27 protein-coding genes and 1 tRNA gene are annotated in these 25,214 nt (G+C 60.6%); 19 read left to right on the plus strand and 9 right to left on the minus strand.

Annotated elements, in window-relative coordinates:
* Positions 1-1,147: 1,147 nt before the first annotated feature.
* From LXM96_RS13865 to LXM96_RS13885, 5 genes are all read left to right on the plus strand, one after another.
* The gene (locus tag LXM96_RS13865) at positions 1,148-1,498 is read left to right on the plus strand and encodes a DUF2200 domain-containing protein (RefSeq protein WP_239999162.1); all 351 of its coding nucleotides are present in this window, start codon (positions 1,148-1,150) and stop codon (positions 1,496-1,498) included.
* A 187-nt stretch (positions 1,499-1,685) separates the two neighbouring features.
* Positions 1,686-2,141 (plus strand): 6,7-dimethyl-8-ribityllumazine synthase, encoded by a 456-nt coding sequence (gene ribH, locus LXM96_RS13870; RefSeq protein ID WP_239999163.1) that lies wholly within the window; start codon positions 1,686-1,688, stop codon positions 2,139-2,141.
* Positions 2,142-2,145: 4 nt separating this feature from the next.
* Positions 2,146-2,628 carry a transcription antitermination factor NusB gene (nusB, locus tag LXM96_RS13875; RefSeq protein ID WP_239999358.1) on the plus strand — a complete coding sequence of 161 codons (483 nt, stop codon included), beginning with the start codon at positions 2,146-2,148 and terminating at the stop codon, positions 2,626-2,628.
* Positions 2,629-2,664: 36 nt separating this feature from the next.
* Complete coding sequence (locus LXM96_RS13880) at positions 2,665-3,888, plus strand: MFS transporter (protein ID WP_239999164.1); 1,224 nt, start codon at positions 2,665-2,667, stop codon at positions 3,886-3,888.
* A 169-nt stretch (positions 3,889-4,057) separates the two neighbouring features.
* Positions 4,058-6,196: a sodium-translocating pyrophosphatase gene (locus tag LXM96_RS13885; protein ID WP_239999165.1), complete on the plus strand. Its 2,139-nt coding sequence runs from the start codon at positions 4,058-4,060 to the stop codon at positions 6,194-6,196.
* Positions 6,197-6,270: 74 nt separating this feature from the next.
* Here the strand turns inward: LXM96_RS13885 and LXM96_RS13890 are convergent, their stop codons facing one another.
* Positions 6,271-6,753: an outer membrane protein assembly factor BamE gene (locus tag LXM96_RS13890; RefSeq protein WP_239999166.1), complete on the minus strand. Its 483-nt coding sequence runs from the start codon at positions 6,751-6,753 to the stop codon at positions 6,271-6,273.
* 229 nt (positions 6,754-6,982) lie between these two features.
* On the opposite strand from LXM96_RS13890, the gene LXM96_RS13895 reads away from it, so the two are divergent.
* The 12 genes from LXM96_RS13895 to LXM96_RS13950 all read left to right on the plus strand — a co-directional run bounded on the left by LXM96_RS13895 (position 6,983) and on the right by LXM96_RS13950 (position 15,612).
* The gene (locus LXM96_RS13895) at positions 6,983-7,519 is read left to right on the plus strand and encodes a ubiquinol-cytochrome C chaperone family protein (protein WP_239999359.1); all 537 of its coding nucleotides are present in this window, start codon (positions 6,983-6,985) and stop codon (positions 7,517-7,519) included.
* 8 nt (positions 7,520-7,527) lie between these two features.
* Positions 7,528-8,097, plus strand: coding sequence for a YceD family protein (locus tag LXM96_RS13900; protein ID WP_239999167.1), 570 nt, complete (start codon positions 7,528-7,530; stop codon positions 8,095-8,097).
* 93 nt (positions 8,098-8,190) lie between these two features.
* Complete coding sequence (gene plsX, locus LXM96_RS13905) at positions 8,191-9,237, plus strand: phosphate acyltransferase PlsX (protein WP_239999168.1); 1,047 nt, start codon at positions 8,191-8,193, stop codon at positions 9,235-9,237.
* An 18-nt stretch (positions 9,238-9,255) separates the two neighbouring features.
* Complete coding sequence (locus tag LXM96_RS13910) at positions 9,256-10,227, plus strand: beta-ketoacyl-ACP synthase III (protein WP_239999169.1); 972 nt, start codon at positions 9,256-9,258, stop codon at positions 10,225-10,227.
* Between the two features lie 131 nt (positions 10,228-10,358).
* Positions 10,359-10,697 (plus strand): integration host factor subunit alpha, encoded by a 339-nt coding sequence (locus LXM96_RS13915; protein ID WP_239999170.1) that lies wholly within the window; start codon positions 10,359-10,361, stop codon positions 10,695-10,697.
* Between the two features lie 143 nt (positions 10,698-10,840).
* Positions 10,841-11,380: a MerR family transcriptional regulator gene (locus tag LXM96_RS13920; RefSeq protein WP_239999171.1), complete on the plus strand. Its 540-nt coding sequence runs from the start codon at positions 10,841-10,843 to the stop codon at positions 11,378-11,380.
* 97 nt (positions 11,381-11,477) lie between these two features.
* Positions 11,478-11,894, plus strand: a complete 417-nt coding sequence (locus tag LXM96_RS13925; protein WP_239999172.1) for a BA14K family protein — start codon at positions 11,478-11,480, stop codon at positions 11,892-11,894.
* A gap of 605 nt (positions 11,895-12,499) precedes the next feature.
* A complete protein-coding gene (locus LXM96_RS13930; RefSeq protein ID WP_239999173.1) occupies positions 12,500-13,372 on the plus strand; it encodes a lipid kinase in 873 nt (290 codons plus the stop codon).
* Positions 13,373-13,610: 238 nt separating this feature from the next.
* Positions 13,611-13,687: transfer RNA gene (locus LXM96_RS13935), tRNA-Pro, on the plus strand.
* A gap of 187 nt (positions 13,688-13,874) precedes the next feature.
* On the plus strand, positions 13,875-14,621 hold the full coding sequence (locus tag LXM96_RS13940) for a c-type cytochrome (protein ID WP_239999174.1): 747 nt from the start codon (positions 13,875-13,877) through the stop codon (positions 14,619-14,621).
* A 32-nt stretch (positions 14,622-14,653) separates the two neighbouring features.
* Entirely contained in the window at positions 14,654-15,103 is a 450-nt protein-coding gene (locus LXM96_RS13945) for a DUF305 domain-containing protein (protein WP_239999360.1), read from the plus strand.
* Positions 15,103-15,612: a DUF6692 family protein gene (locus tag LXM96_RS13950; protein WP_239999175.1), complete on the plus strand. Its 510-nt coding sequence runs from the start codon at positions 15,103-15,105 to the stop codon at positions 15,610-15,612. The genes LXM96_RS13945 and LXM96_RS13950 overlap by 1 nt, the downstream gene beginning before the upstream one ends.
* Before the next feature lie 107 nt (positions 15,613-15,719).
* Here LXM96_RS13950 and LXM96_RS21735 read toward each other — a convergent pair whose 3' ends face one another.
* From LXM96_RS21735 to LXM96_RS13960, 3 genes are all read right to left on the minus strand, one after another.
* Entirely contained in the window at positions 15,720-15,929 is a 210-nt protein-coding gene (locus LXM96_RS21735) for a DUF6719 family protein (RefSeq protein WP_317208251.1), read from the minus strand.
* Between the two features lie 104 nt (positions 15,930-16,033).
* Complete coding sequence (locus tag LXM96_RS13955) at positions 16,034-17,137, minus strand: helix-turn-helix transcriptional regulator (RefSeq protein ID WP_239999176.1); 1,104 nt, start codon at positions 17,135-17,137, stop codon at positions 16,034-16,036.
* Between the two features lie 74 nt (positions 17,138-17,211).
* A complete protein-coding gene (locus LXM96_RS13960) occupies positions 17,212-19,482 on the minus strand; it encodes an FdhF/YdeP family oxidoreductase (protein WP_239999177.1) in 2,271 nt (756 codons plus the stop codon).
* A 272-nt stretch (positions 19,483-19,754) separates the two neighbouring features.
* Between LXM96_RS13960 and LXM96_RS13965 the strand changes: the two genes are divergently transcribed.
* Together LXM96_RS13965 and LXM96_RS13970 are read left to right on the plus strand one after the other, a co-directional pair.
* Positions 19,755-20,021, plus strand: coding sequence for a hypothetical protein (locus LXM96_RS13965; protein WP_239999178.1), 267 nt, complete (start codon positions 19,755-19,757; stop codon positions 20,019-20,021).
* A gap of 94 nt (positions 20,022-20,115) precedes the next feature.
* Positions 20,116-21,216: an AI-2E family transporter gene (locus LXM96_RS13970; RefSeq protein WP_239999179.1), complete on the plus strand. Its 1,101-nt coding sequence runs from the start codon at positions 20,116-20,118 to the stop codon at positions 21,214-21,216.
* Between the two features lie 60 nt (positions 21,217-21,276).
* Here the strand turns inward: LXM96_RS13970 and LXM96_RS13975 are convergent, their stop codons facing one another.
* From LXM96_RS13975 to LXM96_RS13995, 5 genes are all read right to left on the minus strand, one after another.
* Positions 21,277-21,609, minus strand: coding sequence for a hypothetical protein (locus tag LXM96_RS13975; protein ID WP_239999180.1), 333 nt, complete (start codon positions 21,607-21,609; stop codon positions 21,277-21,279).
* Positions 21,610-21,787: 178 nt separating this feature from the next.
* Complete coding sequence (locus LXM96_RS13980; protein ID WP_239999181.1) at positions 21,788-21,976, minus strand: hypothetical protein; 189 nt, start codon at positions 21,974-21,976, stop codon at positions 21,788-21,790.
* A 90-nt stretch (positions 21,977-22,066) separates the two neighbouring features.
* Positions 22,067-22,357 (minus strand): helix-turn-helix domain-containing protein, encoded by a 291-nt coding sequence (locus LXM96_RS13985; RefSeq protein ID WP_239999182.1) that lies wholly within the window; start codon positions 22,355-22,357, stop codon positions 22,067-22,069.
* A gap of 31 nt (positions 22,358-22,388) precedes the next feature.
* Entirely contained in the window at positions 22,389-23,630 is a 1,242-nt protein-coding gene (locus LXM96_RS13990) for an O-antigen ligase family protein (protein ID WP_239999183.1), read from the minus strand.
* Positions 23,627-25,174, minus strand: coding sequence for an undecaprenyl-phosphate glucose phosphotransferase (locus LXM96_RS13995; RefSeq protein WP_239999184.1), 1,548 nt, complete (start codon positions 25,172-25,174; stop codon positions 23,627-23,629). The genes LXM96_RS13990 and LXM96_RS13995 overlap by 4 nt, the downstream gene beginning before the upstream one ends.
* Positions 25,175-25,214 lie beyond the last annotated feature (40 nt).

A 25,214-nucleotide genomic window follows, 5' to 3' on the forward strand; every position in this document is an offset into this window, starting at 1 on the left:
CGGTCGATAGATCGGAGAAGATGGTTCGCCGGGACGTGCCGCTCGATGCTGAACCCGTAAAACAACGCTTCCTGCGCTACCGTCCGCTCGCCCATCATCGGCACACCCTCCTAAATCCCTAGAAGGAGTGAATCAGAACTTTGCACCGACAGCAACGCCGACTTTTTCAACGGTATCGGCGCAAAGCCGACTCAAGTGATGCATCATCTTCGGCGGCATCCACCACCAAACACTCCACCTTGGTGCTTCTCGTTCCCGGCTTCGCCATTGATCCACTTTCGTCATCCTCGGGCCTGACCCGAGGATCCAAAACCAAGCCCTTCTTCGCGAAGCGGGTGTGCCGGCGACCTCGTGGCCGCCGCAAGTCAATCGAACTGGTTTCGCTTGCGCCTGGATCCTCGGGTCAAGGCCGAGGATGACGACGGAGGCCTTGAGCCTCACGCCTTCATCCTAAAAACCGCACCCCCGCCCACCAAATATCAACCACTTAACCCCTTCCAGATTCACCTCCCCCAAACCTGTGCCTACACTCTCCCCGTCCCGCCGCGGATACACCAGGAGGCGTCCTGGCGAGGTGGGGCCGGCGCTGGTGGTGGAGGGACGACGTGCACCTTCATCATCGGGGTCCGCGGAAAATGGTCTCCCTCCGGCGACACGGGGGAAGCGGGATGGTTTCGGACCGGCCACCTGCTTCTGATGCCCGAACAGCGCGCCGGGCGTGCCTGTGCGGCACACATGGGGGGCGACGGGGATGGTGTCGCCGGACGATGTGTCCGTCGTCACGACGAGCGTTCGGCGAAGGCGCCGGAGTGTTGGCGGTAAAGTCCTCGGGCTCGTCCCCAAGGATCCGCCCGTGCTCCGGAAGGCCAGACGAGCACCGCCTCGAAGACCTAGGCAGAGAGACCGGAGTCGCGGGCACAAACCGCCGAACGGGGCGCTGTGAGGTGCCACTTAAAATTATCTTACGAGGCAGCTTTCAGCGCCCCGGCCGATTTTGAAAAACCGAGATCGCCAAGGGGGGATTGTGTCTGCTCGTCATCCTCCGCCGAACGAGTTGAAACCCGAAGACAAGAACTGCGAACGTCGGCTAATCTCCGGACCTCAGTCACGTTGGCGTCTGAAAAGAAACGCTTTGGAGGAAGACAGCATGGCCGGACACAGGATCTATGGCGTCAGCGTCGCAAGCGTCTATCCGCTCTACGTGACTAAGGCAGAACGGAAGGGCCGAACCGGCGCGGAAGTCGAGGAGATCATCTGCTGGCTGACCGGCCATGACCGCGAAAGCCTGAAGACGGAACTGGAGGCGGGTACTTCGTTTGAGGATTTCTTTGCCAGGGCTCCGGCGATGAACCCTGCACGCAGCCTCGTCAAGGGCGTCGTCTGCGGCGTCCGCGTCGAGGAGATCGAAGAGCCGACCATGCGCGAGATCCGCTACCTGGACAAGCTGATCGACGAATTGGCCAAGGGCAGGCCGATGGAGAAGATCCTGCGGCGATAGCGGTTGATCCTTCTGTCTGGATGCCGGTGCGCCGGAAGACCCGTTCGTCGCCATTGAACCCTCCCGCAGCCCGATTCGGGAAACAGCCATGCGGGAAAAGTGCTTGCCTTCCCCGCAACAGCGTGGTTTGTCCCGCGCCATCCCGCATGCAATGCCGACGCAGCCCCTTTGCCCGAAGGAATTTTTGATGTCCGACACGTCCAAGCCCCATCTCCTGATCGTCGAGGCCCGTTTCTACGACGACATGGCCGATGCGCTCCTCGACGGGGCAACCGCGGCGCTGAAGGAGGCGGGTGCGACCTGGGACGTGGTGACGGTGCCCGGCGCGCTGGAAATCCCGCCGGCGATTGCCATGGCGCTCGATGCGTCGGAAAATGGCGGCGCGGAGTATGACGGGTTCGTCGCGCTCGGCATGGTGATCCGCGGCGAGACCTACCACTTCGATATCGTCGCCAACGAATCCTCCCGTGGCCTGATGGATCTTGCCGTCTCGGAATCGCTTGCGATCGGCAACGGCATCATGACGGTTGAAAACGAAGAGCAGGCCTGGGCTCGTGTCCGCCGCTCCGACAAGGACAAGGGCGGCTTTGCCGCACGTGCGGCGCTGACGATGATTGCGCTTCGCGAGAAGCTGAATGGTTGATCCGATGACGAATGCAGACAAGCCGGCGGTCAAACCCGCCAACCAGCGGGGTGCTGCCCGTCTCGCCGCCGTGCAGGCGCTCTACCAGATGGACGTCGGCGGCGCCGGCGTGCTGGAAGTGGTCGCCGAATACGAGACCCATCGCCTCGGCCAGGAGCTCGACGGCGACACCTACCTGAAGGCGGACGCCTCCTGGTTCCGCTCGATCGTTTCGGGCGTCGTGCGCGACCAGGTGAAGATCGATCCGGTGGTGCGCGGTGCGCTGCAGGAAGACTGGCCGCTGTCGCGCCTCGATTCCACACTGCGCGCCATCCTGCGCGCCGGCACCTTCGAGATCCTCGAGCGCAAGGACGTGCCGATCCCGGTGATCGTCACCGAATACGTCGAGATCGCCCAGGCCTTCTTCGAAGGCGAGGAGCCGAAGATCGTGAACGCGGTGCTCGACCGGATCGCCAAGCAGGTCCGCAGCCAGAGCGCCGCCAAGTAGCGCGCCGAAGAAAATAGCCAGGGAAGGGCGGGGACGATGGAAGGCAGCGTCGAGGGGCTTCAGGGGCAGGTCCAGGCCGCCCGCCGCAACGTCTTCCTGCTCTCCGCCGTCCAGGCGCTCCTGGGCTCGGCCCCGCCGCTGACCTTCGCGCTCGGCGGGCTTGCCACCTACCAGATGCTGGGTGACGACAAGTCGCTCGCCACCGCACCGCTCACGGGCTTCAACATCGGCGTGGCACTCGGCGCCGTCGCCGTGGCGATCGCCGCCCGCTTCGTCGGCCGTCGGGCAGGCTTTATGCTGGGGGCGCTCACCGGCGCAACCGGTGCCGCGCTTGCCGCCGGTGCGCTCTTTCGCCAGGACTTCTGGCTCTTCGCGCTCGGCCTGCTTCTCGTCGGCGTCTCCGGCGGCTTCACCCAGAAGATCCGCTTTGCCGCGGCCGATGCGTCACCCAGCTTCTACAAGCCGCGCGCCATCTCATGGATCCTCGCCGCCGGCATCGTCTCCGCTATCCTCGGGCCGCAGCTTGCCATCTGGGCCAAGGACCTCTTTTTCCCCGTCACGTTTGCCGGCGCCTTTGTCGCACTGATTCCGCTCAATCTCGCGGCCATCGCCATCCTGATGATGCTGAAGCTGCCGGAAGCGGGGGCGAAGGCTGCAGGCGACGCACCGGCCCGGCCGCTGCGCGAGATCGTGCTCACCCAGCGTTTCATGACTGGCATGATCTGCGGCATTGGATCCTACGCGTTGATGACCTTCATGATGACCGGCGCGCCGCTTGCCATGGTGATCGGCTGCGGCTTCTCCACCGAGCTCGCGACCCTCGGCATCCAGTGGCACGTGCTCGCCATGTTCGCCCCGAGCTTCTTCACCGGCATGCTGATCACCCGCTTCGGCACGGAGAAGATCGTCGCCGCCGGCCTGGTGATTCTCATGGGCTGCGCCGTCGTTGCCCACGCAGGCATCGAGCTGTGGAATTTCTGGGGTGCGCTGGTGCTGCTCGGCATCGGCTGGAACTTCGGCTTCATCGGTTCCACGGCAATCGTCGCTTCCAGCTACCGCCCGCATGAAGCCGACAAGGTGCAGGGCTTTCACGACATCATCCTCTTCGGCACGGTCGCGCTCTCCTCCTTCTCCTCCGGCAAGGTCTTCACCGCTTGGGGCTGGGAAGCCATGAACCTTGTCATCTGGCCCGTGACGATCCTCTGCCTCGTCCTTGTCCTCCTCCTGATGCGCAAGGGCCGGGCGGCGAAACCCGCCTGAGGCCTGCCGGACGCCGTAGGACCTCCCACTTTTCTGGCTCTTGACGCCGGCTCCTCCTGCCGGGCAATCTCCCTCCGCATGGCAACCCTTGGTTTCCTTGGGAGGGGAGGTGGTTGCCGTTCATGGCCGGGGGACTTTTCCTGCCGGTGAAAGGGAGAGGAAGAAGCGAATGACCGTAATTCTCGGTGTGATCGTGTGCGGCCTTCTGTCTGTTGCCTACGCCATATGGGCAACGAGAAGCGTCCTGGCCGCTGATCAGGGCAATGCCCGAATGCAGGAAATCGCAGGCTATATCCGGGAAGGGGCGCAGGCCTATCTGACCCGGCAGTACATGACCATCGCCATCGTTGGTGCGGTGGTGACGGTTTTGACCTGGCTGCTCCTTTCCGGGACGGCTGCCATCGGCTTCGTCATCGGCGCAGTGCTGTCGGGGGCGGCGGGCTTCATCGGCATGCACGTCTCGGTACGCGCCAATGTCCGCACCGCGCAAGCTGCGTCGCAAAGCCTTTCGGCGGGCCTCGACATTGCCTTCAAGTCCGGCGCCATCACCGGCATGCTGGTCGCCGGCCTCGCGCTTCTCGGCGTTTCGATCTACTTCTGGATCCTCACCGCAGGCCTTGGCCACGAAACCGGATCGCGCGAAGTGATCGACGCGCTCGTGGCGCTCGGCTTCGGCGCCTCGCTCATCTCGATCTTCGCCCGCCTCGGCGGCGGCATCTTCACCAAGGGCGCCGATGTCGGCGGCGACCTCGTCGGCAAGGTGGAAGCGGGCATCCCGGAGGACGATCCGCGCAATCCGGCCACCATTGCCGACAACGTCGGCGACAATGTCGGCGACTGCGCGGGCATGGCCGCCGACCTTTTCGAAACCTATGCCGTTTCCGTCGTCGCCACCATGGTGCTCGGCGCGATCTTCTTTGCCGGCGCGCCGGTGCTGGAAAGCGTGATGATCTATCCGCTCGCCATCTGCGCCGCCTGCATCGTCACCTCGATCATCGGCACCTTCTTCGTCAAGCTCGGCACCAACGGCTCGATCATGGGCGCGCTCTACAAGGGCCTGATCGTCACCGGCGCGCTGTCGATCCTCGGCCTTGCCGCAGCAACCGCTGTTACGGTCGGCTGGGGCACGATCGGCACCGTCGCCGGCATGGAGATCACCGGGTTAAACCTCTTCATCTGCGGCATTCTCGGCCTCGTCGTGACGGCCCTAATCGTCGTCATCACCGAATACTACACCGGTACCAACAAGCGCCCGGTCAACTCGATCGCCCAGGCCTCCGTCACCGGCCATGGCACCAACGTCATCCAAGGCCTGGCCGTGTCGCTGGAATCAACTGCACTGCCGGCGATCGTCATTGTTGCCGGGATCATCGCCACCTTCCAGCTAGCCGGGCTCTTCGGCACGGCCATTGCCGTCACCACCATGCTCGGGCTTGCCGGCATGATCGTGGCGCTGGACGCCTTCGGTCCGGTCACCGACAACGCCGGCGGCATTGCAGAAATGTCCGGCCTACCGTCGGACGTGCGCAAGTCCACCGATGCACTCGATGCCGTCGGCAACACGACCAAAGCCGTAACGAAGGGCTATGCCATCGGCTCGGCCGGGCTGGGTGCCCTGGTGCTTTTCGCCGCGTATTCCAATGACCTGGCATACTTCGCAGCCAATGCGGAACGATACCCGTATTTTGAAGGTATCGGCGACATCTCCTTCAGTCTCTCCAACCCTTATGTCGTCGCCGGTCTGATTTTCGGTGGTCTCATCCCCTATCTCTTCGGCGGCATCGCCATGACAGCCGTGGGGCGTGCCGCCGGTTCGATTGTTGAGGAGGTGCGCAGGCAGTTCCGCGAAAATGCCGGCATCATTCAGGGGACGGTAAAGCCGGACTACGGGCGCGCCGTGGACATTCTCACCAAAGCGGCGATCCGCGAGATGATCGTGCCATCATTGCTGCCGGTGCTGGCGCCGCTCGTCGTCTATTTCGGCGTCCTGCTGATCTCCGGCTCCAAGGCTTCCGCCTTTGCCGCACTCGGTGCCTCTCTGCTCGGCGTCATTGTCAACGGCCTTTTCGTCGCCATCTCCATGACATCCGGTGGCGGCGCCTGGGACAATGCCAAGAAGAGCTTCGAGGACGGCTTCGTCGACAAGGATGGGCATCGCCACATGAAGGGGTCGGACGCCCACAAGGCCTCCGTCACCGGCGATACGGTCGGGGACCCCTACAAGGACACGGCCGGTCCCGCTGTGAACCCGGCGATCAAGATCACCAATATCGTCGCTCTGCTGCTCCTGGCGGTTCTGGCCGGCTGACTTGGCAAAGCAGAAAAGGGAAAAGCCCGCGAACTCCGTCAGTTCGCGGGCTTTTCGATGAGGCATCTAGGGTCTTAGCGACCGAGGTTCTGGAACAGGTTCTGGGCCGCGTTGCGGTTGCCTGTGGCACCGCCCGAGAGGAGCTGCTGCAGGAAAGTCAGGTCGCGACCACCCGTTGGCGTGGTACGCGAAATCGTGTCAAACACCTTGCCATCCTGGAGCGTGTAGTTCGCCTTGCGTTCCACCACGCCGTCCTTGTCGAAGTAGATGGCGAGAACCGTCTGCTCCACCAGCCGAGGCTTCATGAAGGCCACGGGGCGTTCCCGCTTCTGCGAGATGTAGTAGAGAACCTCCGAATCGAACGTTGCGGTGGTGGACGGGGTGCCCATCGTCAGCAACACCTGTTCGCGGCTTGATCCGACCGGAATAAGTGCGAGCGACTCCTCATCCAGCACATAGCCATTATAGAGGGTCTGGCCAATATCCATGGAGGTGCAGCCGGTAACAGCTACCGATGCGATGATGGCCGCTGCCGCGGTTCTGCTCAAGAACTTCATTTCAGACCTTGTTGCTGCCTCTTCAGGCTACCCGAGATTTCCGATTTCGGCCTTCGCCGCTCCCTGCTGTCCACATCATTATGGCTATTCCGGGGAAGATGGGTTTCCGGCTAGTCAAGGATGAGGCGGCATCGTGCAGCAGGCTGTAACGACGTTGCAATTCGCGCATGCTTCGGTAAACCAGCTTTCGCCTCCATGCAACATGTGGCGGCTAACTGTGAGACTTCTTATGATCTTTGGCCTGTTCAGGAAGAATAAGCGCAATCAGCCGATCGTCGACCGCCAGTATGCGGCGTTGACATCTGGTGCGCGCAATCCTTCCTTCTATAGCGATCTTGGGGTGCCCGACACGGTCATGGGGCGTTTTGAGATGCTGTCGGTCGTGATGATCCTGTTCTTTCGGCGCACCGCTCGCTCGGGCGTCAGCGGGCAGGAACTTGCACAGGAGATCATCGACGCCTTCTTCCAGGACATCGACCACTCCATCCGGGAACTGGGGGTGGGGGATACAAGTGTCCCGAAGCGGATGAAGAAGCTGGCAGGAATGTTCTATGGACGGCTGGAAGCCTATGCCGCCGCTTTGGATGCGCGCGACCAGGAAGGCCTCGCCCGCGCCCTCGCGCGAAACATTCATCCGGACGTCACGCCTGCCGACCCTATGATGGATCTGGCGAAATGGATGATCTTTGCCGAAGGTGAGCTGGCGGCGCTTGACGAGGATGACGTTGCCAGGGGTGCGGTTGCCGTCCCAGCTCCGCAGAAGTGAGGTATCAAATGAAGCCTGTTCGCGAACAAGGTGCGAAGCCACCATTCTCCTATCCCGTGCGGGTAGGTCATGTCTCCGCCAATCCGGTGACGGTTCACCTCGAGGCTGGACCGACTGAAAGGGAAGGGCTGGCGCAGCTTTGGAAAATAACAGCCGTCCACGCCCTGAAATCTGAGATGCAAATAGCGCGCTGGAAGAAGGATGGGGTGCGAATCAAGGGTCACGTGGAAGCAGAAATCGAGCAAGCCTGCGTCGTGACGCTGGAGCCTGTCTCCTCTAAGATCCAGGAAACCTTTGAGCAGGTGTTCGTCCCCGAGGGATCGAAGCTTGCGCGAATGGTCTTGAGCGACAGCGCCGAAATGGTGCTCGACCCGGAAGGGCCCGATGCTCCCGAAACCTTCACCGGTGACACCATCGATGCCGGCGAGGTCGTGGCTGAGGCCGTGGCACTCGCGATCGATCCCTATCCCCGCAAGCCTGGCGTCGGTTTCACTGATCATGTCGAAGACGATCCGACAGAGGAAGCCGCCCCCCCTTCACCCTTCGCGGCGTTGAAGGACTGGAAAAAGAACGACTAGGATGGAAATCGCCTTGATTGGGTTGTAAGCACGGCCGGAACCACTATTTTGGCCTCGATTTCGCCCCTAGGCGAACGAAAGGATCAGGGACGCGTGATCAAAATTTCTCTCGATGTCATGGGCGGCGATTTCGGTCCTGAAGTCGTCATCCCCGGTGCAGCCAAGGCGCTGGAACGACATCCGGACGTAAGCTTCGTGCTGTTCGGCCTGAAGGCTGAGTGCGAGCAGTATCTCAGCAAATATCCGAAGCTACGGGAGCGGTCGGTTTTCCATGACTGCGAACTGGCGGTCTCGATGGACGAGAAGCCGAGTGCTGCTCTGCGCCGCGGCCGATACGTGTCAACCATGTGGCGCGCCATTGAAGCGGTCAAAGTTGGGGAAGCGGATGTCGCCGTTTCTGCCGGAAACACCGGGGCCCTGATGGCAATGGCGAAGTTCTGCTTACGTCCCATGGCGCATATCGAACGCCCCGCGATAGCCGGAATCTGGCCGACACTGAAGGGCGAGAGCATCGTCCTCGATATCGGAGCGACGATCGGCGCCGACGCCCAGCAGTTGATGGACTTCGCTCTGATGGGCGGCGCCATGGCGCGTGCGCTCTTTGAAGTCGATCGCCCAACCGTTGGCCTCCTCAACGTAGGGGTGGAAGAGGTCAAGGGTTTGGAGGAGGTCAAGGAGGCCGGCCGGCTCATTCGCGAGGCCAACCTCGCAACCATCTCCTATCACGGCTTCGTCGAGGGAGACGACATCGGCAAAGGCACCGTGGACGTGGTGGTGACCGAAGGTTTCACCGGCAACATCGCACTCAAGGCCGCCGAAGGAACCGCCCGGCAGATCTCCCAGCTTCTGCGCGAGGCAATGTCTCGCACGCTGGTGGCAAAGATCGGCTACCTCTTCGCCAAGGGCGCCTTCGATCGCTTGCGCGAGAAGATGGATCCGCGCAAGGTGAACGGCGGCGTTTTCCTCGGCCTCAATGGCATCGTCATCAAGAGCCATGGCGGCGCCGACGCCGAAGGTTTTGCGGCGGCGATCGACGTTGGGTACGACATGGCGCGTAACCGACTGACCGAGAAGATCATCCAGGATCTCAACACTTACCATGCCCGACGCCAGCCTCCGGCTGGCCCAGAGGCAGCCTGACAACAGGATGTAAACAGAATGATCCGTTCAGTGGTTCGCGGTTACGGGGCGGCCCTCCCCAAGCGCGTGGTGCCAAATCGCGAGCTCGAGGGCATTGTGGAAACGTCGGACGAATGGATCGTTCAACGAACCGGCATCCGCCAGCGCTACATCGCGGGCGAGGGCGAAACGACAGCCTCGCTTGGCGAAGAGGCCGCCCGTGCCGCATTGAACCGTGCAGGCCTGACGCCGGACGATATCGACTTCATCCTGGTTGCCACCTCGACGCCCGACAATACCTTTCCGGCGACGGCGGTGAACATCCAGAAGCGGCTCGGGATGACACACGGCTTCGCCTTCGACATGCAAGCCGTCTGCTCCGGATTCGTCTACGCCATGGCCACGGCTGATATGTATATCCGCGGCGGCATGGCCAAGCGTGTGCTCGTGATCGGAGCCGAAACATTCTCGCGAATCCTCGACTGGAAGGACCGCACCACCTGCGTGCTGTTTGGCGATGGTGCCGGCGCGCTGGTGCTCGAGGCTGCCGAAGGGGAGGGAACGGTTGCGGATCGCGGCATCCTGACGGCGCATCTTCGCTCGGACGGATCGCACAAGGAGAAGCTCTACGTCGACGGCGGTCCATCCACGACCGGTACCGTTGGCCACTTGCGGATGGAAGGTCGGGAGGTTTTCAAACATGCCGTCGGCATGATCACGGACGTGATTGAAGCTGCCTTCGACGCGACTGGCACAACAGCGGAAAGCCTTGACTGGCTGGTGCCGCATCAGGCGAACCGCCGGATCATCGAAGGCTCTGCCAAGAAGCTCGGTATCCCGAATGAAAAGGTGGTGGTTACTGTAGACCTGCACGGGAATACCTCGGCGGCCTCCATTCCGCTGGCGCTCTCCGTTGCGCTTGATGACGGACGCATCAAACAGGGCGACCTCGTGATGCTCGAGGCAATGGGTGGCGGGTTTACCTGGGGCGCGCTGCTGATCCGTTGGTAGTATCTGCGCGAACCGCGTCCCATTTTAGCACATGCCCCGAAGCTCCTGTTTTTACAGTAGTGCTTGACCCTGCCTCTTAACCAAAATACTCTTCGGCGGCTTATGGAACGTTGATGAACCAGGCGGGGATCATGGCCGGAAAAACAGTGACACGGGCGGATCTGGCGGAATCGGTATTCCGAAAGGTAGGTCTTTCGCGAACTGAATCGGCCGAACTGGTTGAAACGATCATCGACGAGATCTGCAACGCGATTGTGCGCGGTGAAACCGTGAAGCTGTCGTCCTTTGCGACCTTCCAAGTTCGCTCCAAGAACGAACGCATCGGCCGCAATCCCAAAACGGGCGAGGAAGTGCCGATCTCGCCGCGGAAGGTGATGACCTTCAAGGCTTCAAACGTCCTCAAGCAGCGGATACTGCGGGCGCACAATACCCGCAAGCTGAAGCAGAAGGCAGCTGCACCTGCAGCCTAGCACATTTGCTGTTAGCTTCCTGCGCGCCCACTTGAATTGCCGTCATTAGAGCGCTGAAATATACCATGATTCGTGTCCGGCACATTGGGTGCCGCCGCGGCTCGGCCCATAGCCACGCGTGAGCTTGCTCCCTGGAGACGAAGTTGGACAAAGGCCCAGACGCTTTCCGCACCATCAGTGAGGTTGCCGAGGATCTCGATCTTCCGCAGCACGTTCTGCGTTTTTGGGAAACGCGCTTTCCGCAAATCAAGCCGATGAAGCGGGGCGGCGGACGTCGCTATTACCGGCCCGAAGATGTCGATCTGCTGAAAGGTATTCGGCATCTGCTCTACGATCACGGCTATACGATCAAGGGCGTGCAAAAGCTTCTTAAAACGAACGGCAACAAGTTCGTGGCGGCAATCGCATCGGGCGATCTGGCCACCATGGATGCGATCGTTGCAGCCAGCAGCCAGAACCCCACTGAACCAAAGATGGGTGGTGGGATTGAGGAAGACCAGGTCGTCGGGCGGCCGAAGGCAAAGCCTAGCGGGCGGTTCTTCGGCTTCGGCGGAAGCGGCGACGAGGATGCCCCGGATGTTCAGATCGGGAAGAGCAGTATCGGCAAGGAAGACCGGGCACTTTTGCAGGAGGCACTTTTTGACCTCCTCGAGTGCAAGCGGCTGCTGGATCAAGTACGGTGAGCCGAGGAACGCAATAAACCTTCGTGCATTCACCTCTGGTTCAGGAAAAAAACCTGACCATCTGTCCCGGAAGAGACAGACAAGAGGTGAGGAAATCATGAAAAAGCTTGCAGTCGTTCTTATTTCGCTAGCGACAGCGTTCACCGGGATCGTGCCTGCACACGCATTCCCGTCAATCTCGGCACCGAAGGTCGAGGCATCGCAGGTGCAGGAGGTGGATCACCGCCGCGGGCATCGCTGGCGCGGTCACCGTCACTGGCGGGGCCACCATAGGCACTATGGTCACCGCCACTATCGACGCCACCGCAACAGCAATGCCGGCGCCATCATCGGTGGTCTCGCTGCCGGTGCCATCATTGGTGGCGCGCTGTCTGCACAGCAGCCGCGTTACTACGGTGGCGGGAATGCGCATGTCCGCTGGTGCTACGATCGCTACCGGTCCTACCGGGCTTCGGACAACACGTTCCAGCCCTACAACGGGCCGCGTAGATCCTGCCGTTCGCCTTACTACTGATGGGACAGGGCCGGCTTGACGCCGGCCTTCGCCACATTCGCCGCGGAAGTAAAAATGTTACTTTGGTATGCGAGAGTGGAACCCGAGGAGGGCTGCGTCGTTGATCGACGCAGATGGAGGGGGGCACAGATGATATGGAACAAGAAGACGAGCCGCGACATCAGGCGCCAACCTGACCCGGCCACCGGCACTTATCCGGATGGATTATTCCCAGTCCTTGCCGCGCTGGAGCTCGAGAGAGATGCGCGGCGAAACTTTCGCCAGTCCTATGGCCGGGATTACTCAGCTGCCACTGAGAGCGCGTCGCTAGAATTGTCCGCCCGATAGAGCGAGGGGACCTAGCACAGCCGGGGACCTGGCACAGCGTCTGGTGCGGATCGAGCCATTGGCAAGGCCGTCTCTGCCTACCGAGGTGGAAGTACTGACGTGGCGTGGACTCTCGATCCGTCAGCTTTCATCGGCAGACATAGATCATCCGGCGCGCGCTTTTCGACCATGAGCGTTGACCATACCTCGCGCACTCCTCATTGCGGACGGGAGCGCGCGTCCTATCTGAATAGACCCTGGACGTTTCTCGTCCGCTTACATCTCCTCAGGAGCCGCAGATGACAGCCAAACCGGCTTTGTTGCTGGTCAACCCCCGTTCCCGAAGGGGAAACGAGAGCCTGCCCGAGGTAAGACGATTACTGCAGCTTTCCGGGCTAAGCTTTGTGGAACTGCCTCCCGGTTATGGTGGTACGACTTCGCATGCCATCGAAGAATACGCGGCCTCCATCGACAGTGTAATCGTGGGAGGTGGTGACGGAAGCTTGAACAACGCCGCGCCCGGACTGCTGAAGACGGACTTGCCACTCGGCGTTCTGCCCTTGGGCACCGCCAATGATTTCGCCCGTACGATCGCCCTTCCGCAGGACTTGGCCGGAGCTGTCGAAGTGATCGCGAGGGGCAACACCAGAAAGATCGACCTCGGCGAAGCGAACGGGCACCCGTTCTTCAACGTCGCCAGCGTCGGCTTTAGCGTGGATCTTGCAAGATCTCTGACGGAAAAAGCCAAGAAACGATGGGGCAAACTCGGCTACGGAGTTGTTGCCGCGCGGTTGCTCGCAGGTTCCCGGCTGTTCACCGCGACACTGGAGCATGATGGCGAAGTCGAGGAACTGAGGACCATGCAGGTTGCTGTCGGCAATGGCCGGTTCTACGGAGGAGGGATGACGGTTCATGCCGATGCCACGGCCACGGACGGCATGTTGGATTTCTACAGTCTCGAGGTTGATCATTGGTGGAGGCTCCTTGCGCTGCTCCCGAGCCTTCGCAAAGGCACCCATGGCGACTGGCGGGATGTTCGCGTGTTCTCGACCAAGGGCTTGACGCTGCGAACCAGCAGGCCGCAGCCGGTGAACCTTGACGGGGAGATAAAGACCGAAACACCCGTGACCTTCGGGATCCGCGAAGAGGCCATCTCGGTTTTCACGCCCTGATGGCTGGGGCTATTGCGCATGGAGGTCCATGACGGGATTGTCGTCAGACGACGTTGTAGATATCGAGAAGGCGGCGCGTTCTTCAACCGACCAGTCCGAACATCCCTAGCATCAGGCCATTGCTCCCTCGTACTGCGCGGGAGGCGCATTTTGCAGCGTCATCCCCGTTTTTGATGCCGCCCCTCTTGCGCTGAAATCAGCGAAAGTCTAAGGGGTCTTTGCCCTTTATCGGGCGTGACGGAATGTAGCGCAGCCAGGTAGCGCACTTGACTGGGGGTCAAGGGGTCGTGGGTTCGAATCCCGCCATTCCGACCATTTCGGGCGACGCAGGTCGCTGATTCCCAAGCCAGCTGAAGCAATTCAGCTGGCTTTTTCGTTGGCGACACGCCTGTCATCGCCGGCCCTCCTTAAGGAAAAGCATTGGGAGCAGCGGTAGCAGCAGACAGGTGCTGGAACAATCGGCGACGCTGGCATTTTACCCTCTGAACAAACGGAGGGAAGAATGGCTAAACCGGAGAAATCGGCGGCAACCGCATTCGTCGGCGGGGTGGTGGCAACGCTCGCCGTGATTGGCGGGGTGACCGTCTTTGTCGCCTATTCAGGGAGCTACAACATCGCAGCGACCGAGGAGCACACCTCGTTGACCCGATGGATCTTCGATACCACCTTCCACAACTCCATTCGGTCGCATGCCGATGAAGAAGACGTGCCGGAACTGACGGCTGCGATGGCGGCCGCGGGAGCGCAGCCCTACAAGGAAATGTGCCAGCACTGTCACGCCGGCCCGGGCGTCGAGCGTGACGAATGGGCAAGCGGGATGCGCCCGCGTCCGCCGCATCTTGTGGAAGCGGCAGCGGAGTGGGAGGCGAACGAGGTCTTCTGGCTCGTCAAGCACGGCGCCAAGATGACCGGTATGCCGGCCTTCGGCCCGACGCATCCAGACGAGCGCCTGTGGGAAATCGCAGCCTTCGTCAAACAACTGCCGGCCATGACGCCGGAAGAATATGCCGCAGCCGGAGATGGCGGATCAGGCGAAGAGGAGGGCGCATCCGATCCCGGTGATGCTGCAGCTCGGCCGCAAGAGGCGACGAGCGATGGTGGACAGAGTGGCATGCAAAGCGGGCCGGTGGCCGGCGAGGAGAGCGCGCCGACCGGTGGTACGGACGCTTCTGCACCCGATGCCGCCAATCCGTCACGGCCGGAAGGTGTGGTCAATCCCGTACCGCAGCAGCCATCGGCGGATCAGTAAGCAAGAAGACAGGAGAGACTTAACCGATGGGCATGTCCTACTGGCGCTTCGCCGCCATGATCGCCACCTCGACGGTCGTCATGTACGGCCTGATGTATCTCAATACCTATGCCTGGGAGCACGTGCTGTGGAGCGAAACGCGTGCATGGATGGCCTTGGTCATGGGCGCGACGATGTCGGTCATCATGCTTGGCTTCATGCTGGGCATGTACAAGAACAAGATGCTCAACATGGCAATCTTCGGCGGCTCTGTCGCCGTCTTTGCCCTGTCGCTCTGGCTCGTCCGTGGTCAGGCGACCGTCGACGATGCAGAGTACATGAGCGCCATGATCCCTCACCACTCGATCGCAATCATGACCAGCGAGCGCGCCCAGATCTCAGATCCGCGCGTGCGCAAGCTCGCTGACGAGATTATCGAGGCACAGGAGCGGGAGATCTCGGAGATGAAATATCTGATCGAAGATCTGGAGGCGCGCGACTGATGATGGAGAACAGCACGAATCTTCCTATTGCTCTTGCCGCTCTCGTCGCGGCAGCCACGCTTCTGAGCGCCTGCGGCGATGACGTTGCCGACGACGTGCTGGATCCGCGCAGCGGCCATCAGGTGGCGACGGTCGTGCCGGCAAGCGCGGCGATCGCCAATGCCGTAATCGGCGCGCTTGATCCCGCAACCATGGTGGATGCTGAGATGCAAAAGGTTCTCGGCGGCCCTGCCACCTGTTCCTTTCATTATACGAGCTTCGGCCAACCGGTTGCTGCCTTGCGCGCCGACAGCAACGATGAGCCTGCGTCCGGCGTGGTGAAACTCAACGGCCATCTCATCGAGATGCAGACGACACGGGCGGAAGACTCAATCAACATGACAGCGGGAGACATCCGTCTCGCAATTGCTCCTCAAGGTGATGGAGAGGAGGCGAAGATGGTCTTCGAGATCGGGCAAGATATGAAGGTTGGCTATCGCGGATACTACCGCTGCGCAAGGCCAGCCTGACGTCCGAGGTCTTGGAAAGGTTGCCATTCCTGCGTGGACATATCTCCGGATAGCCCAGAGATGGGCCCCATCAGGCGCGTCGGGATTAACCTGATGGGTGACCTCGTCTAGTCCGGCATCGGCACACATTCCTTCTGTCTTGGCTTTCCTGGCACCGAGCCGGTGACTTGCTTGACTTGGCCTGGAGGGCAGGAGCCATCGTCCACCAATACCTTCTGACCGGTCGACAGCCTTCCTGCAGCCGGCTCCGTCTTCAGCACCGTTTGGCAGCCAGCTAGAATAACGAACACAGACAATGCTATAATGCGATATTGCATGTCGCAACCTCTTCATATCGTCCCCAGCGGACGCTAGGCGATCTAGCCATGAGGCTCGAGCCCTAGCATCCCCCAAATGGGTGAGGTACAGGCGGAATAACCGACTAGGAGGACGAAAGAGAGGAGCTTGCGGCGACTGCTGCCACGAAGGCCGTCTGCCTAGCGAAGCCGGACTTGGAAAGAATGGACTTCACATGTGAGCGGACTGTTTCCACACTAATTCTATGACGCCTCGAAGCAGTCTGGATGGTTTCACCCCTAATCAAACTCTGGGCAATCTTGGCTTCAGCTGCAGTTAATTTGAACAAACCTTGTATCACGTCGACAGGTGGGGAGATCACTTGAGGGCGCACAAGTTTGACCAGTAGAAAGAAGGCGGTGCGCAAGAACATATCGCGCGCAGATCCGGTCACAGGAACTACTTGCACGATGGCTGGAGGCGAGTCAGACGTGCCAGCCAGTGGGAAACTGGAGGCATGCTGCCTCTGCCGTCCCCAAGTTCTTGTTCGTCCGGCTTCAATCACCGTCATCAAGAACTGATCTGCAGAAGCATTTCGAAACCGCAGCCTGTCGTTGCCTATCGTGACAACTGTAGGAACGAGTGCATCAAATAGTCCGTTACCTCCAACGACTTTGCCATCATCTCGTATCGCAGCCGCTGCAAAGCCTGCAACTTGCATAGCGTGCAACACTGCCTCCACATGTGCGGTCGGTAAGCATCCCCCAAGGAGAACTGCTTTTGACAGATGAGGACGGTAGCTGTTGAGGAGATCCAGGTCCTTTTGAAGCACAGGTCCTAGATTACGCTTCTTTTCAAGCGAGATGCCGACCAAGTCTCCACTTGGCAGTCGAATGACAGTGCCTGCTGCGAATCCAAAGCCACGCTTCCAGTAGAAATCTCGGTAGACGTCTTGTTGTGCCATCCAATCCTCACCGAGGGAAAGGGCGTCACTGAGAAAACCAGAATGCGTTTTAGTGCTTAAAGCTGCCGTCTTGGCATTCTCGTAAGCCCAACCGTCCTCAAAGAAGTCCCTGTAGAGATCGGTGACCCCTTCACTAGCGATCCAAGGGCTAGCGGCACTGCTGATGTTGGCGAGTAAGGCTCCTTGCGCTCCGATCTGGCTGGCCAATTCGTCAAGCACCCGTGGCCACAGGTTTGGAAAGAAGGCAGCTTCATAGATTCGATCTTGCAGCCCTTCGAGCGCCATTGCCAAGCTCAGGTAACGTTGAGATCAGCGTAGCGGCATTTCGCAACTCGGGCAAGGAGGCGAAGGTCATCCGGTCAGGTGATGATCCTGACCGGCACGGCCTTCGCAGCCGGCGTCTGCGACAGCTTCTCGTGATGTGAAAGCGGGATCAGCGGGTTGAGCTCCGGATAGTAGCCGGCAACGCAGCCGTCCGGCAGTTGGAAGGGCAGGACCTTCAGCCCACCCACCTTGCGCTCGCGGCCGTCGTCGACATCCGTCTGCAACCCGACAACCTGGCCTTCCTGCAGGCCAAGCTTTTCCATCTCCTTCGGGTTGATCAAGAGGACGTCGCGCGTCCCTTCGATGCCCCTCAGGCGGTCGCTGTAGCCGTAGATGGTCGTGTTGAACTGGTCGTTGCTGCGCAGCGTCATCAGGCGGTAGCGTCCCTCGCGATCTTCGAAGCCCGCGGCGGAAAGCGCCTCCGGCACCGTAAACTCGGCCTTGCCGCTCTCCGTTTTCCAGATGCGCTCGCGCGCACTGTTGCCTCTATAGAAGCCGCCGGGTGTAAACAGGCGCTTGTTGAAGTCGTGGAACTTGTCTGGATAAGTCTCCTCAATCAGATCGCGAACCTTCCCATAGTCACCTCGCCATTCGTCCCACTTTACCTTCGGATTGGGAGGAAGCGTCGCCTTTGCAAGGCTGGCGACGATCGCCAACTCCGACAGAAGGTGCTCGCTTGCCGGCTTGTGCTTGCCAACAGAGCCGTGGATGCAGCTGAGGCTGTCTTCCATCGAAACCGTCTGCGGCCCTCCCTCCTGCATGTCCTCCTCACTGCGTCCGAGGCAGGGGAGGAGATAGGCAACCTCGCCGTTGATCAGGTGGCTGCGGTTGAGCTTGGTGGCGATCTGCACCGTCAAGCGCATCTTTGTCCAGGCTGCCTCCATGGCGTCGTGGTCGGGGATTGCGCGGACAAAGTTGCCGCCGAGGCTGACGAAGCCGCGGATGCTGCCGTCAAGAATACCTTCACAGGCCTCGACTGTATTGACGCCCTTCTCGCGCGGCGGGTCGAAATCGAACATGGAGGCGAGCTTGTCGAGCGGGACGAGCTTCGGCTTTTCCGAGATACCGACAGTCCGCTGCCCCTGCACGTTGGAATGGCCGCGAACGGGAGAAATTCCGGTTCCGTCCCGGCCGATATTGCCTTTGAGCAGAAGCATGTTGACGAGCATGGCGATGCTCTCGAAGCCGCCGACCTGCTGTGTCAGCCCCATGCCGTAGATGCCGATAACCCGCTCGGCATCGACATAGACCTGGCCGGCGGCCTCCAATGCCGCCCGATCGAGCCCGGATTCCCGCTCGATATCGTCCCAGCTGGTGGCGCGGACCTTCTCTTCGAAGGCGTCGAAGCCGTTGGTGTGCTGCTCGACGAAATCGCGGTCGATGACCGCGTGGCCCTGTCGCTTGGCCTCGTCATCATTGGCAAAAACATGCTTGCACATGCCCAAGATCGCAGCGATATCGCCGCCTGTCTTCACCTGATGGTACTGGCAGGAAATCTGTGTCTCCTTGCCGGTCAGCATTTCCGTCGGGCTCTGTGGATTGATCATCGTCTCCAGCCCCTTTTCGCGGACCGGATTGAAGGTGACGATCTTGCAGCCGCGCTTCACGGCTTCTTGTAGCGGATGCAGGAAGCGGGGGCTGTTGGAGCCGGTGTTCTGACCGAAGAAGAAGATGGCATCGCAGGTGGAGAAATCCTGAAATACTGAGGTGCCTACGGAGGCACCGATCACTTTCTTGAGCCCCACCGAGGTCGTCTCATGGCACATGTTGGAGCTGTCTGGCAGGTTGTTGTGGCCGTAGAGCCTGGCGAAAAGCGCGTAGAGATACGAGGTTTCCAAGCTTGCGCGACCGGATATGTAGAAGACCACGGACTTCGGATCGAGCGCCTTCAGTTCTTTGCCAATGGCGGAGAAGGCTTCATCCCAGGAGCAGGGGACATAGTGGTCGCTGTCACGATCATATCGCATCGGATGGGTGAGGCGCCCTTCCTGTTCAAGGTCGTGATCCTTCCAACCGCGCAGCTCCGTGACCGTGTGCTTGGCAAAGAAATCGGGGGTACAGCGACGGGTCGTCAGCTCCCACAGGGTAGCCTTCGCGCCGTTTTCGCAGAATTCCAGGGGATGATGATTGGCTGGCTTCGTCCAAGCGCAGGAGACGCACATGAAGCCGCCCGGTTTGTTTTGCCGGCGGAGCGTCTCGACCACAGTCGGCGAATTCAGTTCCTTCGCAAAGATGCGTGCGATGCCCTTCGCCGAGCCCCAACCCCCTGCCGGACCATCATAATGTACAGTCTCATCCTTCGACATTGAGCTCCCCTTGGATGCGTAACGAGCGTTTGGTTGACCAGCTTGAGCGGTTCACCGCCCATTCGCGTTCTGCTGAACAGGCAACACGCGGGGCATGATGAAGTTCCAGATAGCGCCCCGCGCAATCCTTGACCGCTGTGGCCGCGGGACGCGCGCCTAACACCCCGGGGAAACTTTTGGTTCATTGGGGGGTTGTGATCGTACCGGCGCTAGCCGACCGGCCGTGCCGGGGCCTCTTCAGCCTGAAAACAATCATCAGCGGGAGCGACAACATGCCAGAGAAACATCCAAATACTGTCCGCTGGGGCGGTCCCGGCGCAAGCCATGAGGATCGCACCAAGCCTATACCGGAAAAGCAGGACCCGCGCCCCGATGGGGCGCCAACCAATCCGCCCGTCAGTCGGGTTTCCGGTGGCGGTGGGGAGCGAGATGAGAAGCATAGCCACGTCGACAACATGCGCAGCAGCAAGTCGCACACATCCGGAACGCCAAGCCCGACCTATGGCCGGGAATGGAAAGACAACATGCCTCGCGACTAGAGCGCTTGTGCTGCTTGCCGAAGCTCCGGGCGCGCACATGGCTGGGCGTCCGGATTTCCCCACGGCTTCCTCCAGACTACAATGAGAAGGCGGAATGTCGGACGAAAGGAAAGAGCCCGCAGTAAGCGGGTATCAGGCGCTCTCTTGGGGCTCCATATTTCGCCTTCTGCTGCTCATGGCGGGCGTTGCGGCAGCAGCATTCTTGATCTGGAGCCTGACCCACCTTCTTCTGCTCGCATTCGGCGCAATGCTGTTCGGAATGCTGATCCGGGCCCTGTCCGATGTGATCGAAGATCACACGCCCTTGCCGGCAACGGCGTCCCTTATCGGCGCCACCATCGTCATCCTGGCACTCGTCGTCGGCTTCGGCCTGCTTCTCGGATCGCAGGTTCGCATGCAGTTTTCAGAGCTGGTGCAGCGCCTTCCCGACCTTGTGCAGATGGTGGCCGAGCGGTTCGGAATAGACAATCCGCAAGATGCGCTGATGCAGCAGATCGAGGAGGCGGTGGCGCAAGCCTCCTTTCTCTCGAACTTTGCCGGCATCTCCTCAACCGCACTCGGCGTTGTGAGCGATCTCTTGATCGTCTTCGTGGCTGGAATTTATCTTGCTGCTGATCCCGGTATCTACCAGCGTGGCTTGCTTCTCCTCTTTCCACGCTCGAGCCGGCAAGAGGCCCGCGAGACCCTCGAAGTTATCGGAGCCTCGCTTCGGCTGTGGCTTCTTGGTCAGTTGCTCGGAATGCTGCTGGTAGGGGCGCTTTCTGCAGCGGGTCTATGGTACCTCGGTGTTCCCTCGGCGCTTGCGCTTGGCCTGATCGCAGGCTTGTTCGAGTTCATTCCGATCCTCGGACCAATTCTGGGGGCCATTCCCGCCGTGGCGACCGCCTTTGCGGAAGACCCTGTCACGGCGCTGTGGGTTGTCGGGCTCTACGTGATCATTCAGCAGATCGAGGGTAACCTGATTACGCCGATGATCCAGCAGCGGATGGTGAAGGTGCCGCCTGCTTTGACGATATTCGCGGTGGTGGGTTTTGCGCTTCTGCTCGGACCGCTTGGCGCCGTGTTTGCCATGCCGCTGCTCGTCGTGGTCTTTGTCACTATCAAGAAGCTCTGGATCCAAGAAACTCTGGACGAAGATGTGTCATTGCCCGGTCAGGAGGATGAACAACCGCCCATCGCCTCCGCTCAGCAATAAAAAAGCCCTGCCGGTGGCAGGGCTAGTTGGTTGGCGAGAAGACTGTCCGGTAGCCGAAGTCTAGATTTCAGGGCAGCCACGGACATTGGCAAAAACGATGCGATCGGGCCCGCGACGTGTCATGCCCTCGACAGTTACGCTGCGTCGGGTAACGCGCGTGACCTCGGCCCGACGAAAGCCTTCGCTGCGTGCGATCGAGAGAGCCTCGCGGGGGTTGCAATCGTCGCGCCGGCGATCCCGCCGGTCGCGATCTCGATCGCGGATAACAGGACGGACACCGTCAGGCCCGATACGAAGTTCCAGATCCTGTGCACTGGTGACCGGAGCGCTTGTGCCGATCGAGGCGATTGCAAGAGCGACCGTGATTGCAGATCGGGTGAGAAGGTTCAGCATGGTATCCCCCGTAGCGACGCCGACGGTCGCGCGATTTTCGTGATGTCATGAACGCCTGGTTGAAGAAGTGGTTCCTGCTGTTCCCTCGAATTCAGTGAATTAGAAGTAGCCTCAGACGGGACGAACAAAGGCCGCCTTGGGCAGCCTTTTGAGGTAGTTCCAACGAAGAAAACGATGTTCAGCGGAAGCGCGGAGCTCGAGACGCATTCATAAGGAGTTCCTGCTCCGTTGCAAAAGCGCCCAGCAGCTTCACCAGCCGATCTTCCTCTTCGCGCTTCAGGCGGTAACGCTTTGCAAACTCACTCACGCTCCAGACCTTCCGCAGGCCAACGTCGGGAATTTGCTCGACGTCAAAATGTTCGCTCATCTCTCACCCCCGATACGCAGTATCTCGCCAGAACGCGGAAGCGAGCAGGAAGTTCCGGAAGAAGATGAAGATTGTTTGTCCGCCGGTGGTTCAGCCGTCGTTGGTGGAATTGAGCTCCTGTGGCCGGATGCCGTCGTCGGCACCATAGGTGCGCAAGCGGACGCCTGGGCCTGCGCCCGGATTGTCCTCACCCGCTGAGAGAAAGAGAATGCCCTTGTGCTCCAGCGCCAGTCGAAGCCGCTCCGCCACCGTTTGATCGCTGGAGTTTGAACTCTCGGCTGTCGTGATGTCGTGGATCGAGAGACCGGTCACTTCGGCGAGGTCGTCTACCGAAAGCCCGATCATGGCGCGCCCGGCGCGCAGTTGTTGTCCTGTCAGCATGTCCGCTCATTTGGCGCAGCCGAAACCGAAGTCAAGCTGCGCGCTCGTGGCCGTGTCGGCGCTGGTGGCGCTGCTCTAGAGCGACACATCCCCATACGATACCGAGAAGGAGGTAAAAATGGCGCCAGTGATCGGTGTCGATAACGTTGCCGATCAGGCAGTGGCCAAGGATGACGATCCAGCTGATCATCAGGAATGGCTGCCAGGGCCTTTCGCGCAGGAGATAGCGGAAACCCAACGCCAAGGTCGAGCAGATCATGACGAGGTATGTCACGAACCCAAGCCAGCCATACGTGGTCAGGGATTTCAACCAGATGTTATGTTCGTCCTCCCCATACATTTTGCCAAGCGCCATCGGCCCGATGCCGAGCGGGCGTTCCATGGACAAGAGAAAGCCGATCTTGTGTCGCTCGAACCGCCCCATGCGGGCGCCGTCGTAGTCCTGGACCAGCTTCGCGCGCGTCGTGAACAGATTGGAGACCTGCTCCGATTGCAAAGCGATCGCGAGCGCGACTCCCAGCAGCAGCAGCGCCGTCACGGAAAGGACCAAAATTCTCATTCGAAACGCGGGCGTACGCTCCTTGAGCAGCATGATAACGATCAGCATCAGCCCACTGAAGGCAAGCAGGCCCCAGGCCGCGCGGGAAAATGACAGAAATACGCCGAGCACGAGCACGAGCAGGCCAAGGATCGGCAAGGGCGAGCGGATGAGTTCCCCCGTCAACAGCCGGTGCATGAGGTAGAGGATCGGCGCGATCAGATAGGGACCGAAGACGTTGGGATCCTGGAAAGCGCCCATGGCGCGGTCGTAGCGGGTAAAGGCGGCTGCGCCCGGGAAGGCATGAAAATAGCCGAGGATGCCGAGAAGGGCCGTGATGATGGCAGCGGCAACCCACGACTTGAAGATGAGCGAGAGGCGCTGGTGGCGACCTTCCACGACGGCCGCGATGAACACAGACGTCAGCGCAAGAAAGATGGAGACAGCCGCATAAAGAGGAGCCCCCGTCATGTCCTTCATCACGATGATCGCGAGCAAACCCCCGACATTGAACACCAGCAGCATGGCGAGCAGGAGGCCAACGGTCCGCGACATTGTAAGCCCGAGCAGGAACCAGACCCCGATCTGGACCGCCATGATCATCTCGTAAGGGGCGGGCTCCGACATCACGAAACCGGATGAAAACACGCCAAGTGCGATCATGGCCGAGCCTAGCAGCGTTACAGCCGCAAGTTTTGGCTTGAAGCCCCAGTGATCGTCAGCAACCGCAGTCAATAGGCGTTTTCCGCATTCAGCAGCCGGAATGGCGTCAAGCACAGGATCTTCAGGTCGAACAGCAAGGACCAGTTTTCAATGTATTGCAGGTCATAGGCGGTGCGCATCCGGATCTTCTCGTCCGTATCGAGCTCTCCGCGCAATCCGTTAATCTGCGCCCAGCCGGTGACGCCGGGCTTGACCCGGTGGCGGGCGAAATAGCTTTCCACCACATCAACATATCTGCGGTCGCCCGTTTGTGCGTGGATCGAGTGCGGTCGCGGCCCGACGAGAGAAAGCTCCCCCCTCAGAACATTGAAGAGCTGGGGAAGCTCGTCGATGGACGACCGCCGCAGGAAGCGCCCGACGGGGGTGACCCGCGGATCATTCTTCGTGACCGCTTTCTTGGCGGTTGGATCCGACAGCTCGGTAAACATCGAGCGGAACTTCAGAACGTCGATCACCTCGTTGTTGAAGCCGTGACGTTTCTGCACAAAGAGAACGGGCCCTTTCGACGTGGCCTTCACTGCGATGGCGGCCATTAGCATCACGGGCCATATCAACGTGAGCGAAAGCAACGAAAAGACGATGTCGAACGTCCGCTTGGCCACCGAGTCCCAGTCCCGCAACGGCTTATCGAAGATATCGAACATCGGTACGGCGCCGACGTGCGAATAAGAGCGCGGGCGAAAGCGCAGATGATTTGCATGAGCGGCGAGGCGGATATCGACAGGAAGAACCCAAAGTTTACGCAAAAGCTGCAGGATCCGCGCCTCTGCGGAGGCCGGCAGGGCGATGATCAGCATGTCCACGCGCGCACGTCTGGCGAATTCGACAAGCTCCCCGAAAGTCCCGAGTTTCGGATACCCCGCCACGACAGGCGGAGAGCGGCCGGAGCCCCGGTCGTCGAAGATGCCGCAGATGCGGATGTCGTTGTCGGGCTGCTGCTCGAGTGCCCGCACGAGCTGCTTGGCAGGTTCGCCGCCGCCCACGATGATGGCACGGCGCTCGAGGATGCCGTTGCGCGCCCAGTGCCGAATGCCGATAGCAATCAACTGGCGCTCGGCAAGCAGAAACAACGCGATCGCGCCGAACCAGACCACATACCCCGTGAACGAAAGCGTGTGTTGTTCGACCATATACAGGGCGGCGGCGGAGGCGGAAAAGCCAATTGCCCAGGCCGCCGTCATCCTCCGCCGGCTACGCGCCGGAATGCGCAACATCGGGATCTGGTAGGCATCTACCACTTGTAGGGCAAGAACAGTGGCCGCGGCGCCCAGTATAGCCACGCCGAGGCGGGCGAAAAGGTCAGTCTCATGCGGCGCGACCAAGATGACGGCGGCGAGGAGGTTAAGCGCGATCAACGAGATGAACTCAAGCAGCCGGATCTTTCCAATGAACAGTGCGGGCGATGTGTTCTCGTCGCGAAATTGATTGGCGATCTGGAGCGCGAAGGGGTTTAGGACTGAGGCAGAGGGCTCGCCGGATTCCTCGGGCGGCGACGCGGAAACGCTGCGCCGCAGGGCTTCCAGGTCTAGCTGGCCTTTCATGCCGGCGTCGGTCATCCCTCTGGTCCTCTTGCGGCAGCCAAGAGAATCCCGCGCC

Source organism: Rhizobium halophilum (assembly GCF_021648825.1).
GTDB classification, from domain to species: domain Bacteria; phylum Pseudomonadota; class Alphaproteobacteria; order Rhizobiales; family Rhizobiaceae; genus Neorhizobium; species Neorhizobium halophilum.